This is a genomic window from Corallococcus sp. CA054B (assembly GCF_003611625.1).
In the GTDB taxonomy this organism is placed as follows: domain Bacteria; phylum Myxococcota; class Myxococcia; order Myxococcales; family Myxococcaceae; genus Corallococcus; species Corallococcus coralloides.
In genome coordinates, this window is the sequence record NZ_RAVY01000016.1 from 59,496 (window position 1) to 75,069 (window position 15,574).

The window sequence follows — 15,574 nt, forward strand, 5'->3', positions numbered from 1 at the left end:
CTCCTGCATGGGAATGCCGCCTTCACACGGATTTCCTATGTCGGAACCAAAGAGAGCGAAGGACCCGCAGCACACGAATGAAGACCAGGAAAATGGCGTCCGTAGAGTCACGCAGGACGAATTCCGGGAGTTCATTTCGGCGCCCTACTCAATCATATGGGCCGGGCCTTTTTGCGGCCCCTCCAATTTTCCATACGCATTGAAGTTTCGCCTCGGCGACTTTCACTCTCCTCGAGTGAAGCTGGGAACCGTCGATTTCACAAAAATCGAATGGACCGCAACGGTTAAACTCTGGATAGCCATCCAACTCAGTCAAACCGGCATCAAGGTCGATGAACTCGGACGGCCGCCCGTCGGCTTCTATCTTTTTGCGAAGGGCGCTTTCCTCGGCTTCTTTCCGACGAAGATCGACCCCGAGAAGGATAGCGCGCTGCTTTGGGTAGGCGGCATCGCCGGCATCTTCGCAGCATTCAATAACAGCTTGCCGACAGCACAGTTTGCCCTGCAGATGGCGACTTGGAACATGGGCGAACGCGTTGCAGAGGCATTCGAAGAGTTGATTGGAAAGCACCTATCGGACTCACCACCAGAGCCTGAATCATCCCAGCAGTCGACCTTTGAAGACTTTGACGAGCCGCTTGTCCAGGCATACGCCGCGCTTGGCCTCACGCCGAACGCATCAGATCGAGAAGTATCCACGGCGCACAAGCGGCTCATTATGGAGCACCACCCCGACCGCGCTCCGAAATCTGAGGCGGCGCAGAAGAAGGCGCACCGGCGAACTGCCGAGATCAATGCAGCGCGCGATGCCATCCGAAAGCATCGCGGACAGCGGTAGTCTTTTCCAGGAAAACACCAATACGTCAGCTACAGGAGATTTACGTTCCGCATTTCAACGTTCACCTCGACTACGAAACCTCCGAACACGCTGGAGCTAGCGGCCTATTTCAAGTCTTCTCCATCACGGATGACGACGGAAAGGACTACACAAACCTTGTTAACCAAGGGACTCATTATGCCAATCTCGCGGAACTCAAGTCAGGCATCGCCAAACGTCTCGGCGTCACACCCAAAGACATAGACCTTACGGAAGTCTAGGAAGACACTGAAACAGAGCAAGCCAACAGGCTTATTTGGAGAGCCTGCTGCGACAGCTTGCGCCAAGACATCGGCTGGGCGGGATCCTACAGGTGAATAGCTAGCTGCAGCCTGAACTCCAGGGGGTTATCCTCAGCAGTCCTCGTCCAGAAGTTGCCCCCATTGAAGCAGGTGACGACGCCCTTTCGACGTCTCACCCTTCATTGGGGGCAACAGGACATGAGCAACACAGCACTTTCGCGAATCGTCAGCGCCCAGGCAGCGCTCGGCGCGCAGTACCTCAAGGCCGGCCGCTACCGCCTGGAGGTGCAGTCCATCCGAACCAAAGACGGCTTCAAGGGCCTGTCCGCCATCGCTGAGCTGAAAGTGGTGTCCGCTGAGCGGACGCAACCCACCAGCGAGCCCAGCCGCATCGGCATGGTGGCCTCCTACGTGGAGAACCTCTCCGACGCGAAGAAGAACGGCGGCGGGCGCTTCAAGGCCTTCGTCATGGCCCTGGCCGGCGCCGAGGAGCAGGAGCTGTCCTTGGAGCAGCTCGCCAAGTTCACCGGCGACAAGCAGGCCGGGGCCTTCCTCCTCATCGACTGCGAGGTCTTCCCGAAGACGCTGCCCGAGAAGGACGGCAAGCCCGGGAAGGTCATCGAGGGCTACCGCTGGAGCACCGTCAGCCCCACTGACGACGAGTTGACGGCCATCGAAGCGAAGCGCGCCGAGGCGAAGCTGCCGGCCCTCGCTGTCGCCCTGACCTGAGCAATCCCCTCCCCCAACACCGCTGAGCACCTGGCGCATCCCCCACCGCCACGGCTGGCCCACGACACGGGCCTCTTCGTGTTGTGCCCACCTCCCTCTTCAGCTTCGACACCGAAACGCACCTGATTCAACCCGGCCTCCTCGCCCCGCCGCTCGTCTGCGCCTCCATTGCGCACGCGGAACCGGGCAGCGAGCGCCTCCTCTCCGCAGCCCAGGCGCGTAACTGGTTCCGGAATGCCCTCTCCTCCCCAGACGTCCACCTGACGGGCGCCAACCTCGCCTACGACCTGGGCGCCATGTGCGCGGACGATGCGCGGCTCGTGGACGCCGTCTTTGACGCTGCCGAAGCTGGACGCCTGCACGATGTCGCCATTCGCGAGGCGCTCATCGACATTGCCCGAGGCCTTCACGGCGTTGACCCGGAGACGGGCCGCCAGTTGGGCGACGACGAGGGCGCCCGCTATCCGCTCTCCCTCCTGGTGAAGCGCCACCAGGGGCTCGACATCAGCGCGGAGAAGAAAGCTCCGGACGCATGGCGCCTGCGCTACGCGGAACTCGAAGGCGTGCCGGTGGAGCAGTGGCCCACCGCCGCCGTGGCCTACCCGAAGCGGGACGCCCGCTTCACTCTGGACGTCCACCTCGCCCAGGAACGCGTCGCGGCAACTGTTCCCAACGGCGGCAACCTTCACGCGGAAGGCGACCAGGTCCGTGCCGCCTTGGCGCTGCACTTCGCTTCCATTTGGGGGCTGCGTACCCAAGGCGGGCGCGTCGCGGAGCTGCGGCAGCGAGTGGAGGCGGAGTGGAGCGCCAACCGCGCCCGCTTCCTCGCGGCGGGCATCTTCCGGCCCGACGGCTCCAAGGACTCGAAGCGCCTCTCCGCGCTCGTCTCCGCCGCCTACAACGGCACGCCGCCCGTCACCTCGCCCTCGAAGCGCTTCCCGGACGGCCAGGTGGCCACCGACAGGGATACGCTCATCGACTCGGGCGACCCGTTGCTAGAGGAGCTGGGCAAGGCCGGCAAGGTGGACAAGTACCGCTCCACCTACCTGGGCAAGCTGGAGGCGGGCGTCGCGGTGCCGCTCAATCCGCGCTTCAACGTCCTCGTTTCCACGACGCGCGTCTCCAGCGACTACCAGCAGCTCCCCCAGAAAGGCGGCGTCCGCGAGTGCCACGAGGCCCGTCCCGGCTTCGTCTACTGCTCCGTGGACTACGCGGGTCTGGAGCTGCGCACCATGGCCCAGCGAGCTATCTGGGACGTGGGCTGGTCCCGCATGGCCGAGGCGCTGCTGGCCAAGGAAGACGTCCACACGTCCGCCGCCGCGACATTCCTGGGGGATAGCTACGCAGCCCTCCTGCCGCGCGTGAAAGCGAAGGAGGCCATGGCCACGTCCTTCCGCGCGCTCGCCAAGGTCTTCAACTTCGGCAAGGGCGGGGGCATGGGCGCGGGCGCCATGGCCTACCACGCGCGGGCGAAGGACGACGTCCGCTTCTGCCTCTTGGCCAAGGTGGCGGAGACGTGCGGCGTGGAACGCGTGCCGGTGCGTGTCCAGGGCAAGGTGAAGATGGTGTGCGCTGCTTGCGTGGAAGTCTCCCAGCGCTACGGCGACAGGTGGCTGGAAGCGTGGCCCGAGCAGCGGGAGCTGTTCTCCCGTGCCAGTCGCCTCACCTACGGCGGGCAGCTCGTGGACGTGCTCATTCCTGGGGCCAACATCGTCCGGGGCGGGTGCGGCTACACGCAGTGGCTCAACACGCCGTTTCAAGCGCTCGGCGCCGTGGGGGCGAAGCTGGCTACCTGGCGCGTCGCCCGCGAGATGTACACGGCCCGGCGATCCCCTCTCTGGGGCTCGCGGCTTGTCCTCATGGTGCACGACGAGTTGGTGGCGGAGCTGCGCGCGGACTGCCCCAACCGGCTGCACGACGCCGCCGAGCGCATGGCGCACCTCATGCGGCAGGCCATGCGTGAGACGGCACCAGACCTTGCCGATGCCATCGAGGCGGAGCCCGCCCTCTCGCGCGTGCTGTCGAAGGACGCGGCCACCGTGCGCGACGCGGCAGGACAGCTTCTGGTGTGGCAGCCAGACGTGAGGGCCGCTGCGTAAATTGCCCGCGCGCCCTGCCCCCATTGCAGTTGGGTGAAGACAGAACTCCTCACGGACCGAATCGCACTGTTTCAGGGCGACGCAGCTCATGTCGCCCAGGTGCTCTCTCCCAACAGCATCGACGCCATCGTCACCGATCCGCCTGCCGGAGTCGGACTCCTGGATAAGGACTGGGACAGCGACAAGGGAGGACGCGACCAGTGGGTGTCGTGGCTCGCGGGTGTCATGCGCGAAGCCTTCCGCGTGCTCAAGCCAGGGGGACACGCTCTCGTTTGGGCGCTGCCGCGCACGTCCCACTGGACGGCCACCGCGCTTGAGGACGCGGGCTTCGAGGTGCGCGACATTCTGATGCACCTCTTCGGCACGGGCTTCCCCAAATCACTCGATGTCGCCCAGGCCATCGACAAGCAGAAAGGCAACCGGGACGAGGTGCTCATCGTCACCCGCTGGATTGCCGAAATGCGGGACAAGGCCGGACTAACGAATGCACAGCTTGACGCGGCGGTCGGGCGACGCGGGATGGCGGGCCACTGGACGAGCCAAGGCGCGCAGCCCTATGTGCCGCACCGGAAGCACTGGCTGGCGCTCCTCAATCTCTTCGGCGTCACTGAGCCGCCAGAGCCGATCCGCTCGATTGCCGAACGCATCATCGCAGAGAAGGGCAAGCCAGGCCCCAACTGGTTCCTGCGCCCGGTGACTGGAAAGCACCAAGGTGCAGCAGCAGGTCGTCGATGGTCCGCCAATAACGGTATCAAGTCCAACCTGACTCCTCGTGAGCGGCGCGACGAGCCGGCCACGGAGGCTGCACGACGGTGGCGGGGTTGGGGCACAGCCCTCAAGCCCGCTGCTGAGCACTGGATTCTCGCGCGCAAGCCCCTCACCGGCACGGTAGCCGCGAATGTCCTGAGCCACGGCACCGGCGCGCTCAACATCGAAGCGTGCCGCGTTTCCGAAGACGGCAAGAAGCGTTGGCCAGCCCATGTCACGTTTGACGAGGAGGCTGCGGGGCACCTGTCCGACGAAGTGCCGCGCTTCTTCTACGTGGCCAAGCCCTCACGCACGGAACGGCGCGCAGGCGCTGGGCGCAACACCCATCCCACCGTGAAGTCCATCGCGCTCATGCGGTGGCTGTGCCGGCTGGTGACGCCTCCGGGCGGCGTGGTGCTCGACCTCTTCGCGGGTAGCGGCACGACGGGCGTCGCGGCACTCGCCGAGGGCTTCGAGTTCGTCGGCATTGAGCGGGAGCCGGAGTACCTGGCGCTTGCGAAGGCGCGCCTTGAGCACGCCCTGCAGCAGGGTTGCGATGAGGCGACGCCATGAAGCTCGTCTCGATCGACCCTGGGCTTCGGCATTGCGGTGTCGCCCTCTTCGACGTCCCCTCAGCATTCCTTCTCTGCGCTGGGCTGCCGAAGAACCCCGAGCCCGCCCACGGGTCGCTGTCTCTGGCCTCATGGGCGTCCATGGCTGGCGCCGTCCAGGCATGGCTCTGCCCACGCGTCCAGGACGAGCCCTTCCAACTCGTCATCGAGCTGCCCCGCGTCTACGCCGCCGCGCACCAGCGAGGCGACCAGAACGACCTCATCCAGCTTGCCGGCGTCGTCGGCACGCTCGGGGGCGCACTGGCACCCGTCACGGAGCGCCGGAGCGTCTTCCCGCGCGACTGGAAAGGCACCCTCGACGCAGACGCGTTTATCAAGCGCATCAAACAGCGCCTGGAAACCGCCGAGCACCTTCGCGTCGAGCTGCCAGCCGCGCATGACCTCCACCACAACGTCTGGGACGCCATCGGCATCGGGCTGCACGCGCTCGGCCGCCTTGCGCCTCGCCGCGTCTTCCCGAGGTGACCATGGCCACGCCACCGACCGGCCCGGGGCTCGATGGCCCCGCCGTGACCGTCGAGCGCGCGGCGGAGCTGCTGCATTGCAGCCGCGCTCGTGTCTTCGCGCTGCTGAAGGAGGGGCGCCTCGTTCGTGCACCCCGGTTTGGACGGGAGACAACGCTCGTCACCGCATCCGTTCTGGCAGTCCTGAAGGTTGGCACCACGCCGGCCGAGCCCGTCCAGCGCCGCGCGACGCGCTCCAGGCGTCGCGCGGCGGCCCTTCGCACCGTCCCCTTGGACGGCGGCATCAAGCGACCTGACGGGACTCCACGTTGACGCTGCTGGGGTCGTCAGGATGCTCCAGCCGCAACGGGAAGACGATCATCGGAGGCACCTGCACGCCCTCGTAAAAGAGCTTGGTCGTCCGAGTGCTCAGGTGCCCCATGACAGCGGCCACCATCTCCACCGGCACGCCGCCCGAGGTTGGCTTCACGACCTGCCCGCACTCAGCGGACCATGTCGCGAAGCAGTGCCGCAGCTCGCCAGGATTGATGGGCATCACCTCGTCGTCCTGCACCGTCTTCCGGAGCCGGGCCGCTGCATAGCCGATGCTTTCGCGGACGGTATTTCTGCGAGGAGAACTCTTCCGAGCCTGGAGCCGCTGTGCAGCTGCGAATCCCTGCGCGTCCAAGCTGACAACGTGCACGCGGCCATTCTTGTGGCGAAAGCTGACGGTCCCCCAAATGCCACAAGGGTCTTTCACCTCCAGCAGCACTCCAGCTCCAGAAGCAATCCGCCCAATCTCGGAGTCGTGCATCCCCGTCTTCGCTCGAAGACAAAGGACGTCCCGGACGGCTTGGCTCTTGATGGCAGAATAGAAGCGCTCGACCAACTTCATGGGGTAGCCCTTCGTTCGCCGTCCCTTCTCGGCTACGGAAGGCGGAACCCTGAGTTCCAACGTCGGATCCTCGGCCGGTTTGAGCCTGTCTTCCTCGCGGAGCCACGCGGTGAGCGTCTTCAGTGCGATGATGCGACTCTTCCGCGCCGTCTCCCATTCGGTGAGGTGCCGGCGCAGCTCGCGGAGCTGAACCTTGCGCAGGTCCCGCCCGCCAAGAACATCGGCCCAGGCCGCCAGGTAGTTCCGAACGTCGCGCCGGTAGTCCCGGCTCCGTCCCTTTTCGGTGAGATGCGCCATCAAGCCGGCCAGGACCTCCTCGTCGATCCGGACTGGCGCATCGTCGGCCGCCGCCTGCCGCCGCGTGCGGTAGCCGTCCGGGTTGCGCTCCCAGAGCGCGAGTTCCGCCAGCGCCTCCCGTTCGCTCCTAGCGTCCAGCGCCACCCCAAATCGGCGGCCCGCCCATTGGCGCTCGATGACCCACACCATACGACCTGCAACCTCTCGAACCCGGCCTCCCTGCCACTTTCCGACCCACTTCGCTCCCATTAGTCCCTCGGTGCGTTACCGGTGCGTTACCGGTGCGTTCCAAGGGCTAGATGGGGGCGTTTTCCCTCTGATGGCCGCTGGGCTAGAACTCGCCTTCAAAACCGGTGAGGGGCTGCGAGAGCAGTCCCTGGCGAGTTCGATTCCCGTGCCCTACCGCCACTTTTTCTTCCGATTCCGGGCAGTTGCTGCGGCTTGCGGCGGAGCCCGAAACACTCGGACGGGCTCGTGGGCGTTCAGTCGGTTCCGTACAGATTGCGTACAAGATTCAGCGGATGATCGCGCACTCCGGACTTCAAGCCCGCGAGACGCTGCGAGACCTGGGCGGGGTGGTGGGCGCCATCAATCTCCTCCCCCCCAGCGCGTGCTGTCCATGGTCGCGCCCTACCCGCACGACCGGGTGCCTCGCGGTGAGGTGCTCTCCCCGGAGCTCCTGGCCGAGCTGACCTCCCGGCATGGCGTGTCGGCGTGGACGGGCACCGGAGGCCTGTACGGCACGCGCGAAGTGGTGCGCGCCGCGCGGAGCACCCTCCGGCGGAGGCTGGGGCGGGTGGCGCGGCGCCTCATGTTCCTGGGGTCGGAGCGGGCCCGCATGCTGGGCAGGTGGCTCCCCCGGCTGCCACTGGGACTGGGTGCGAAGCTGACGCCGCAGGCGCGCACCCTGGCCAACGTGGTGAGCGTCCTGGAGGGTGTCCCCACACAGATGGCCTTGCCGCTGGCCTACTGGAAGTCAGGCCAGCGCCCGCCGGATGGGGCTCCCCTGAACCCTCGCGCGGATGGCTGCGGTCTGCTGTGGACCTCTCCGCTCGTCCCCATGGTGCCGGAGTTCGACCGGGCGGATCCGGACGAGTCCGCCCGCGCGCTCGCGTGCCAGCAGGAACTGCTGGACACCTGCCGTCGCGAGGGATTCTTGCCCTACCGCGTGGGGACCCACACCATGCGCTGGCTCGCCGAGCAGTCTCCCCAGGCCTGGCGGCTCACCGAGCACCTCAAGCGCGCCCTGGACCCGCGCCAGGTGCTGGCGCCTGAGCGGTATTCCAGCCTGTGATGCGCCTCGCGCCTCAGGCCACCTTGCTGCGGGGCAGGACGTGGAGCAGCGCTTCGTGCGCGCCGTACAGCATCTTCTCGGTGGTCTTCCAGTCCACGCACGCATCCGTGACCGAGCAGCCGTAGCGCAGCTGCAGCAGGTCCTCGGGGATGGGCTGGTTGCCGGCCTGGAGGAAGCTCTCGACCATCAGTCCCACCACTGAGCGGTTGCCCTCGCGTATCTGCTGCAACACGTCCCGCATCACCAGCGGCTGGAGTTCGGGGTTCTTCCAGGAGTTGGCGTGGGAGCAGTCCACCACGACGTTGAGGGGCAGCTTCGCCTGGGCGAGTGCCTTCTCCGCGAGCGCCACCGATGCCGCGTCGTAGTTGGGCCGCCCTCCCCCGCCGCGCAGGACCAGGTGGCCGTAGGTGTTGCCCCGTGTGCGGATGATGGCGCACGCGCCACTGTCGCTCAGACCCAGGAAGCTGTGCGCGTGCGATGCGGAGACGATGCCGTTGACCGCTGCATCCAGTGAGCCGTCCGTGCCATTCTTGAACCCGACGGGCGTGGAGAGGCCGGACGCCATCTCGCGGTGCGTCTGCGATTCGGCGGTGCGCGCGCCAATGGCCGTCCAGGAGATGAGGTCGCCGTAGTACTGCGGCGCGATGGGATCCAACGCCTCGGTGGCGGTGGGCAGGCCCAGCTCGGCCACGTCGCGCAGGAAGTGACGGCCCCGCTCCATGCCCTCCTCGATGTGGAAGGAGTCATCCAGGCGCGGGTCGTTGATGAAGCCCTTCCAGCCCGTGGTGGTGCGCGGCTTCTCGAAATACACGCGCATCACCACGAACAGGGTCTCCCGAACTTCCTCCGCGAGCTTCCGCAGCCGCTTCGCATAGTCCAGCCCCGCCACCGGATCATGCATGGAGCAGGGCCCCACGATGACGAAGAGGCGCGGGTCCTTGCGGTCCAGGATGTCCATCAAGCCCTTGCGTCCGGCGGATACGGCCTCGGCTGCTCGCTCCGTCTGAGGAACGCGTCGCTTGATCTCCGCGGGAGAAGGCATCCAGTCGAATCCCAGCACGTTGATGTTCTCGGTGCGCGTGGACATGGCAGTGGGCTCTACAGGCGGCTTGCCTGCGGGAGTTCCTTCGGGAGGTTCTTGCGGAGATCGGCTCCGGGCCGGGGACGCGGCGCCACTCATGGCCGGGGCTCCTGGGGCGCGGGGGCAGGCATGAACGCCGCACCCGGCCCCGCGATCTTCAAGGCCAGCGCGGATGCGGCCACCACCAGGAACGCACCAACGAAATAGAGGGAGGTGTAGTTGAACGACCGCCTGAAGGCGTCCTGCACGTGGCTGCCCAGCAATTCCCGTGGACCCATCCGCGAGAAGAAGATCGCGGACACCAGGGCCACTCCCAGCGCGCCGCCAATCTGCTGGATGACCTGCACGGCGCCGGATCCGGAGCCGGCATCCTTGAGCGGCACGGTCCGCATGACCGTCTGGAACAAGGAGGCAATGCACATGCCTGCCCCCAGCCCTCCCAGGAACAAGGGCACCGCGAAGCCCTGCGAACCGACGTGGCCGCCCCCACTCTCAACGATGAGGGGGAGCGCTCCGAACGCGCCCACCAGCAGCAGCGCCCCACCCAGGATCTTCGCCTTGAGGCTCGCGATCCGCCCGGACACGATCGTCGCGGCCAGGACGCCCACCGGGAACGGAGCCGTCGCCAGGCCCGCCTGCAGCGGCGTGAACTGGAGCCCCACCTGCAAGAAGATGGCGAAGACCACGAAGAAGCCTTGCAGCGCCGAGCAGTAGACCAGGATGGCTCCAGCGCCAATCAGGTAGTCCTGATTGGACATCAGGTCGATGGGCAACAGCGCCGAGCCGCCGCGCTTCGCCTGGAATCGCTGCCAGGCCACGAAGGCCACCAGCAGCGGCGCGAAGGCAGCCATCGCCAGGAAGCACCAGAGCGGCCACCCGTGGGTCCTGCCTTCCACCAGCGGGAAGATGAGACACACGATCGCGGCCCCCGCGAGGCCAATCCCCAACCAGTCGTTGCGAAGCCCCTCGTGCTGCGGGGACCGGGGCACGAGCGCCAGCGCCGCCGCGATGGTCAGCAACCCGATGGGCAGGTTCACGAGGAAGATGAGGCGCCAGCCGAGGTCGAAGAAGTTCGCGTGAAGCAGGAGACCGCTCGCGAGTGGCCCGGAGATGGCCGCCAGCCCCGCCGTCAAACCGAACAGGGGGAACGCCCGCGCCCGGTCCTTCGGGGGAAACATCGTCTGCGCGATGGCCATCACCTGCGGCGACATCATGGCGGCACCCAGCCCTTGCAAACCTCGGGCGGCGATGAGTGCCTCGGCGCTCGGGGCGGCACCGCAGAGGACCGACGCGGCGGTGAAGACCCCGACACCCGCGGCGAACATGCCCTTGCGGCCCACGATGTCCCCCAGCCGGCCGAAGGGCAGCAGGCACAGGGCGTAGGTGAGGATGTAGATCTCCAGCACCCATTGGATGGCGCTGTCGCTGGCATGCAGCCCCGCCTGGAGGCTGGGAAGCGCGACGTTCATGATGCTCACGTCCAGCAGGTTCATGAACCACGCCGCCAGGAGCACGAACAGGGCGGGCCAGCGCCTCGCGTAGGGGACCTGTGTGGCGCCCGGGCCCGCTCCGGTTGTTGCGTTGATGGGATTCATAGGGGCCTTCCGGTCCATCAGGTGACCCGCTTCGCGAGCTCGGACCGCATCAGCTTCCCGCTGGAGGTCCGGGGGAGTGTCTGGAGGGTCGCGAACAGGTGCGGGTAGTGGTCCTTGCCGAGCTTCTCCTTCGCCAGGGCGCGCAGCTCGCTCCACAAGCGCTCGAGTTCCGACGTGGAGTGCTCCTGCTCACCGGTGACGATGAAGGCCTTGGGCCTGGGCAAGCCGTAGTCGTCGTGGACGACGCAGACGGCGCACTCCTTCACCCTGGGATGGGTCTGGAGGACGGACTCCATCATCTCCGGTGAGAACCAGCAGGAGTTGATCTTGATGACCGAGCCGGCCCTGCCCACGTTGTAGAGCCGGTACTCGGCGTCCATGAAGAACATGTCCTGGGTGTTGAACCAGCCGTCCACGAACTGCGTCTCGGTCAGGGCGGGGGCGTTCACGTAGCCCCGGGCCAGGGCTCCGCCCCTCACCCAGAGGACGCCGACCTCGCCCACCCGGCAGGGCTCGCCACGCGGGTTCACCAGCTTGACCTCGAACCCCGGGACCACGACGCCCGTGCACCCGGGCGCGACTTCGCTCTCCCGGTTCGAGACGAACGTCGAGACGGCTTCGGTGCAGCCGATCCCGTCCAGCATGTTCACGCCGAAGAAGCTCCGCGCCTCGCGATACAGCTTCCAGGGCAGCTTCTCGCCAGCGGAGATGCACACCCGCAGCTTCGGAAACCGCGGGCTATGGTCGCTCTTGGAGAGGAGCAGCTTGTAGATGGCGGGAACCGCGAAGAGCACGGTCACTTCGTGCCGCGCGAGCACCTCCTCGACGCCCACCCCACCGTCGCGTGGTGCCGCGATGACGTGCGTGGCCCCCGCATTGAGGGACAGCAGCAGGTTGTTCAACCCATACGCGAAGAAGGTGGGGGACGGCGTGTAGACCCGGTCGTCCGGCCCGAACTCGACGACGTAGGGCGCGTAGTTGCGACTGCAGATGATGAAGTCGGCGTGGGAGTGCAGCACCGCCTTCGGCACTCCCGTGGACCCCGAGGTGAACAGCATGACGGCGGGGGCCTCCGGCGACACGGGCACCAGGGAGACCTCCCCCGCCCCGTCATCCAGCGCGTCCGGTGACAGGAAGGACGCGAGTTCCTCGCACCGCAGCGTGCTCAGGGCCGTCAGGTGGCGCTCGACCGTCGACGCGGCATGGAGCACCAGACGGGGGTTGGCCGCGTTCAACATCGCCTCGAAGTTCGCGACCGAGGCGGTGTGGTTGAGCGGCGCGAAGATCCACCCGCCCAGGAAGCAGCCCAGCATCACCGCGACCGTCGGAATCCCGTCCGGCGCCGCGAGCGCCACGACCTCGCCCTGACGGAGCCCCAATCCCTTGAACCGCCGCGCGTAGGCGGACGCCAGTCGTCGCAGCTCGGCGTAGGTCACCGACCGGCCGCTCCGCGGCTCAATGAGGCGCGAGCTGGAGCGAAGGTGCGCGTCCCGGAAGATGAATTCGCAGAGGTTCGTCGCCCGGGCCGCCACTTCGGCGAGCGCCGGGTTGGCGGCCGTCACCTGCCCCGAAGGCTGGAACCGCGCAAGCTCGCCCAGGCGACGCGCGTGGAAGGCGTCCCACTCCGCTCGGCGGAGCTCGCCCCAGAACCCGCGAACACCTTCGATCTCGATGCGGGGCTCGTGGATGCTCCCGGCCTCCGCTTCGAGCTCCCGGAGAAGCGCTTCGAGGAGCGCCGGCTCCATCCGCCCTGGAGCGAAGGAAGGGGTCGGGACGACGGCCTCGCCTGCGAGGCGGACCGAGGCTCCTCGCACGTAGACGATGTTCTTCGCGAGGACCTCAGGGCGCGGTCGCAGGTTCCAGGCGCCAAAGAGGTCGATGACGATGCTGTCCGGCCGAAGCTCGGGCGCACTTGAACGTGCAGCCGGGAACAGGACGACGACATGGACGGGCGGTGCGGCGGGGGCCTCTCCCAGCCACGAAGCCCGGGCCTGGAACACGGCCTCGGTTCGTGGGTCGGCGCCAACCAGTTCGAGTGTGAGGCGCTGGTCCTTCAGCCCTCCGCTCTCGATGAGCGAGTCCAGCACCCGTTGCACCAGCAGGTTCACCGTCGACGCGCCGTCGCAGAGCGGGCCCCTCGCGAGCGATGGCGCGCTCCCCTCTCCCAGTCGTCTGGCAGTGTGCTGGCACAACGCGACGACATGCCGACCGGGCTTCGTCGCCAGGCGGAAGGCGGCCTCCTCCGTGGCGCTGATGTCGGCGCCCCACAAGCCGGGCAGGCAGATGTGGTCGACCCTCACCGCCGTTCGCCCCACGGTCATCCCAGCGGATTCGAGGAGGAATGGCTGGAGCAGCTCCCCCAAGAGCTGGCCTACCGCTTCGGCGTCGGCGTCGTCATACGCGAGGAGGCTCGCGTCCAGCCTCGCCAGGCTCGGGAGGTCGGCCGGTTGGAACAGGACGGAGACGACGGCATCGGCCTCGACCTGGGGGGCCTCGCGCTCCTCGCAGTCTTCCACGAAAGGGATCTCGTCGGGCGGCGGTCGGCCCGTGAGATGCCGCAGGAGGAGGTCGCTGCGCCCGTGGGCCAGGAGCTCCAGGACGGCGTCCAGGCCGGTCAGGAACCTGTCGATTCCAGAGGCCGTTGTCGCGTCAGAGACCACGATCTCCAGCACTTCGGCGCCGGGCTCTTGAACACTGACCCGTACACGGTGCACGGCCGCCAGATACGAGGCGACCAGGGTGTGGAGCCTTCCCTGACGGTCCAGCTCCCCGAGCCAGAGTCCGAAGCGCGTCGGCCGGGCACCGCGCGGGCAGGTCAGCGCGATGGCGAAACGCGAGCCCGCCTGGCGGATCGCTCTCACGACGTCCGGGTGCTTCTCCACCGCGAGCCGCAGCCGCCGCGCCAGCGCTTCGACGCTCGGGCTGGCAGGCGCTTCCGGCGCGCCGACGCGGAGGTCGACGTCGCCGGCCTCCGCCTCCTCGTGGATGCCGGAGGAATGCCTGGCGAGCGCGTTCACTGTTCCCCCAGCGTCGCGCACATGAACTCGATGACCTTCAGGTGACGCTGCATCAGCCGCCGGACGGTCACCTCGGAGAAGAGCTGCGCGGGGAACTCGACGACGGCGTGCAGATAGGTGTCGTCGCCAAAGAACTGGAGGTCCAGCTCGTTGGGCGTCGTGCGCTCGTCGCGCTCGATGACCTCCATGTCCACCCCCTCGGCCCACTTGCCCGTCATCGCCGTCGGGAAGTTCTGGTGGCGCAACATGACGGGGACCAGCGGGATGTGGCTGCTGTCGCGCTTCTTGTTGAGGGCGCTGAGCAGCAGCTCGAATGGCAGGGCCTGGTGCTCGAAGGCGCCCAGGACGCTCCGCTTCGCTCGGAGCATGAGTTCGCCGATGTCGGGGTCTCCCGCCAGGTTGATGCGCAACGGCAGGATGTTGATGAAGAAGCCAACGAGGCCCTCCAGCTCCAGCTGCGTGCGCCCCGCCGTGGTCGTTCCGATGCAGATGTCGCTCCGGCCGGTGTAATGCCGGAGCACGATGGCGAAGCTGGTCATCAACCCCATGAACAGCGTCGACTGATGGGCCTGATTGAACCGGGCGAACGCGCGCGCCAGGGCATCCGGATACCGGAAGGTGAACCGGGTCGCGTGCCAGGTCCGGTCGGGCGGCCTCGGATAGTCATACGGCAGTTCGAGGTCATCCTTGTAGTCGTCCAGCGTGGACTTCCAGTAGGCTAGGTGGTGACTGAAGTCCTGTTGCCGCTGCCACACCGAGAAGTCGGCGTACTGGATGGGCAGCGCGGGAAGCCGTGCCTCGGTTCCCGTCACGTGCGCCGCGTAGAGCAGGTTGATGTCGCGGCTCATCACATTGAACTGCGACCAGGCGTCGTAGACGATGTGATGCATTCCCATCAGCAGGACGTGGGAGTCCTCGGCCAGCCGCAGCAGGCGGACCATGAGCAGCGGACCGTTCTCCAGGTCGTAGATCTGGCCCGCCAGCTCATCCATGCCGGGGATGATGTCGGCCGGGGTCGCGTCGCGGACCGGGATGTCCAGCTCCAGCGAATCGAGAATCACCTGCACCGGCGTGGTGCGGCCTCTGGGAACCCGGAAGACGGTGCGCAGGCTCTCGTGACGAGCAACCAGATCGCGGAAGGTGGCCTTGAGCGCGGAGACGGACAGCGGCCCTCGAAGCCGGAGCCCGATCGTCCCGTTGTAGCTGGTTCGCTGCTCCTTCATGTGCTCGTGCACGAACCACAGCCGCTCCTGAAGGAAGGAGAGCGGAATCGCCTGCGTCCGTTCGACCGGCACGACGTTGGAGAGCTGGGCCCGGGATGTGTCCTTGAGCTTCTCCTCGATGTGGTGGGCGAGCGGCTCCACCATGGGAGACTCGAACACCGCGGCCATCGCCACTTCCACGCGGAAGGCCGCTCGGATGCGCGAGATCAGCTGTGAAGCCAGGAGAGAGTGCCCGCCGAGGTTGAAGAAGTTGTCGTGGATGCCGACGTTCTCAATGCCGAGGACTTCGCCGAAGAGTGCCGCGAGCTTCTGCTCGACCGCACTGCGTGGAGCGACGTGCTCCTCCCGGCTGCTCGTCAGGTCCGGTGCTGGCAGGGACAGCCGGTCCAGCTTCCCGTTGGGC

At 67.0% G+C, this 15,574-nt stretch carries 11 protein-coding genes; 6 read left to right on the forward strand and 5 right to left on the reverse strand.

Translation table 11 applies throughout. The annotated features are described in order from the left end of the window. The first annotated feature begins 37 nt into the window (after positions 1 to 37). From D7V80_RS06580 to D7V80_RS06600, 5 genes are all read left to right on the forward strand, one after another. Positions 38 to 838, forward strand: coding sequence for a DnaJ family molecular chaperone (locus tag D7V80_RS06580; RefSeq protein ID WP_158616557.1), 801 nt, complete (start codon positions 38 to 40; stop codon positions 836 to 838). A gap of 479 nt (positions 839 to 1,317) precedes the next feature. Next, positions 1,318 to 1,848 carry a hypothetical protein gene (locus tag D7V80_RS06585; RefSeq protein ID WP_120587341.1) on the forward strand — a complete coding sequence of 177 codons (531 nt, stop codon included), beginning with the start codon at positions 1,318 to 1,320 and terminating at the stop codon, positions 1,846 to 1,848. A gap of 83 nt (positions 1,849 to 1,931) precedes the next feature. Beyond that, entirely contained in the window at positions 1,932 to 3,947 is a 2,016-nt protein-coding gene (locus tag D7V80_RS06590) for a DNA polymerase (RefSeq protein WP_120587342.1), read from the forward strand. Positions 3,948 to 3,980: 33 nt separating this feature from the next. Next, complete coding sequence (locus tag D7V80_RS06595) at positions 3,981 to 5,267, forward strand: site-specific DNA-methyltransferase (RefSeq protein WP_120587343.1); 1,287 nt, start codon at positions 3,981 to 3,983, stop codon at positions 5,265 to 5,267. Continuing rightward, entirely contained in the window at positions 5,264 to 5,791 is a 528-nt protein-coding gene (locus tag D7V80_RS06600; RefSeq protein ID WP_120587344.1) for a hypothetical protein, read from the forward strand. Before D7V80_RS06595 ends, D7V80_RS06600 begins: the two co-directional genes overlap by 4 nt. Before the next feature lie 282 nt (positions 5,792 to 6,073). On the opposite strand, the gene D7V80_RS06605 is transcribed toward D7V80_RS06600, so the two are convergent. After that, on the reverse strand, positions 6,074 to 7,150 hold the full coding sequence (locus D7V80_RS06605) for a site-specific integrase (RefSeq protein ID WP_233585183.1): 1,077 nt from the start codon (positions 7,148 to 7,150) through the stop codon (positions 6,074 to 6,076). Between the two features lie 430 nt (positions 7,151 to 7,580). Between D7V80_RS06605 and D7V80_RS06610 the strand changes: the two genes are divergently transcribed. After that, positions 7,581 to 8,255 (forward strand): FAD-binding oxidoreductase, encoded by a 675-nt coding sequence (locus D7V80_RS06610; RefSeq protein ID WP_147446999.1) that lies wholly within the window; start codon positions 7,581 to 7,583, stop codon positions 8,253 to 8,255. A gap of 13 nt (positions 8,256 to 8,268) precedes the next feature. Here D7V80_RS06610 and D7V80_RS06615 read toward each other — a convergent pair whose 3' ends face one another. From D7V80_RS06615 to D7V80_RS06630, 4 genes are all read right to left on the reverse strand, one after another. After that, on the reverse strand, positions 8,269 to 9,342 hold the full coding sequence (locus D7V80_RS06615) for a 3-deoxy-7-phosphoheptulonate synthase (protein WP_120587346.1): 1,074 nt from the start codon (positions 9,340 to 9,342) through the stop codon (positions 8,269 to 8,271). 89 nt (positions 9,343 to 9,431) lie between these two features. Next, positions 9,432 to 10,931: an MFS transporter gene (locus D7V80_RS06620; RefSeq protein WP_158616558.1), complete on the reverse strand. Its 1,500-nt coding sequence runs from the start codon at positions 10,929 to 10,931 to the stop codon at positions 9,432 to 9,434. A gap of 17 nt (positions 10,932 to 10,948) precedes the next feature. After that, positions 10,949 to 13,948, reverse strand: coding sequence for an AMP-binding protein (locus D7V80_RS06625; protein ID WP_147447000.1), 3,000 nt, complete (start codon positions 13,946 to 13,948; stop codon positions 10,949 to 10,951). Beyond that, positions 13,945 to 15,574 (reverse strand): condensation domain-containing protein (locus tag D7V80_RS06630; RefSeq protein WP_233585184.1); only part of this gene is annotated, 1,630 nt, incomplete at its 5' end. The genes D7V80_RS06630 and D7V80_RS06625, both read right to left, overlap by 4 nt.

Bases quoted from the DNA above. Each gene is read 5' to 3' on its own strand.
- D7V80_RS06580 (WP_158616557.1), top strand. From the start codon at position 38: ATGTCGGAACCAAAGAGAGCGAAGGACCCGCAGCACACGAATGAAGAC.
- D7V80_RS06585 (WP_120587341.1), top strand. From the start codon at position 1,318: ATGAGCAACACAGCACTTTCGCGAATCGTCAGCGCCCAGGCAGCGCTC.
- D7V80_RS06600 (WP_120587344.1), top strand. From the start codon at position 5,264: ATGAAGCTCGTCTCGATCGACCCTGGGCTTCGGCATTGCGGTGTCGCC.
- D7V80_RS06605 (WP_233585183.1), bottom strand. From the start codon at position 7,150: ATGGTGTGGGTCATCGAGCGCCAATGGGCGGGCCGCCGATTTGGGGTG.
- D7V80_RS06610 (WP_147446999.1), top strand. From the start codon at position 7,581: ATGGTCGCGCCCTACCCGCACGACCGGGTGCCTCGCGGTGAGGTGCTC.
- D7V80_RS06615 (WP_120587346.1), bottom strand. From the start codon at position 9,342: ATGTCCACGCGCACCGAGAACATCAACGTGCTGGGATTCGACTGGATG.
- D7V80_RS06620 (WP_158616558.1), bottom strand. From the start codon at position 10,931: ATGAATCCCATCAACGCAACAACCGGAGCGGGCCCGGGCGCCACACAG.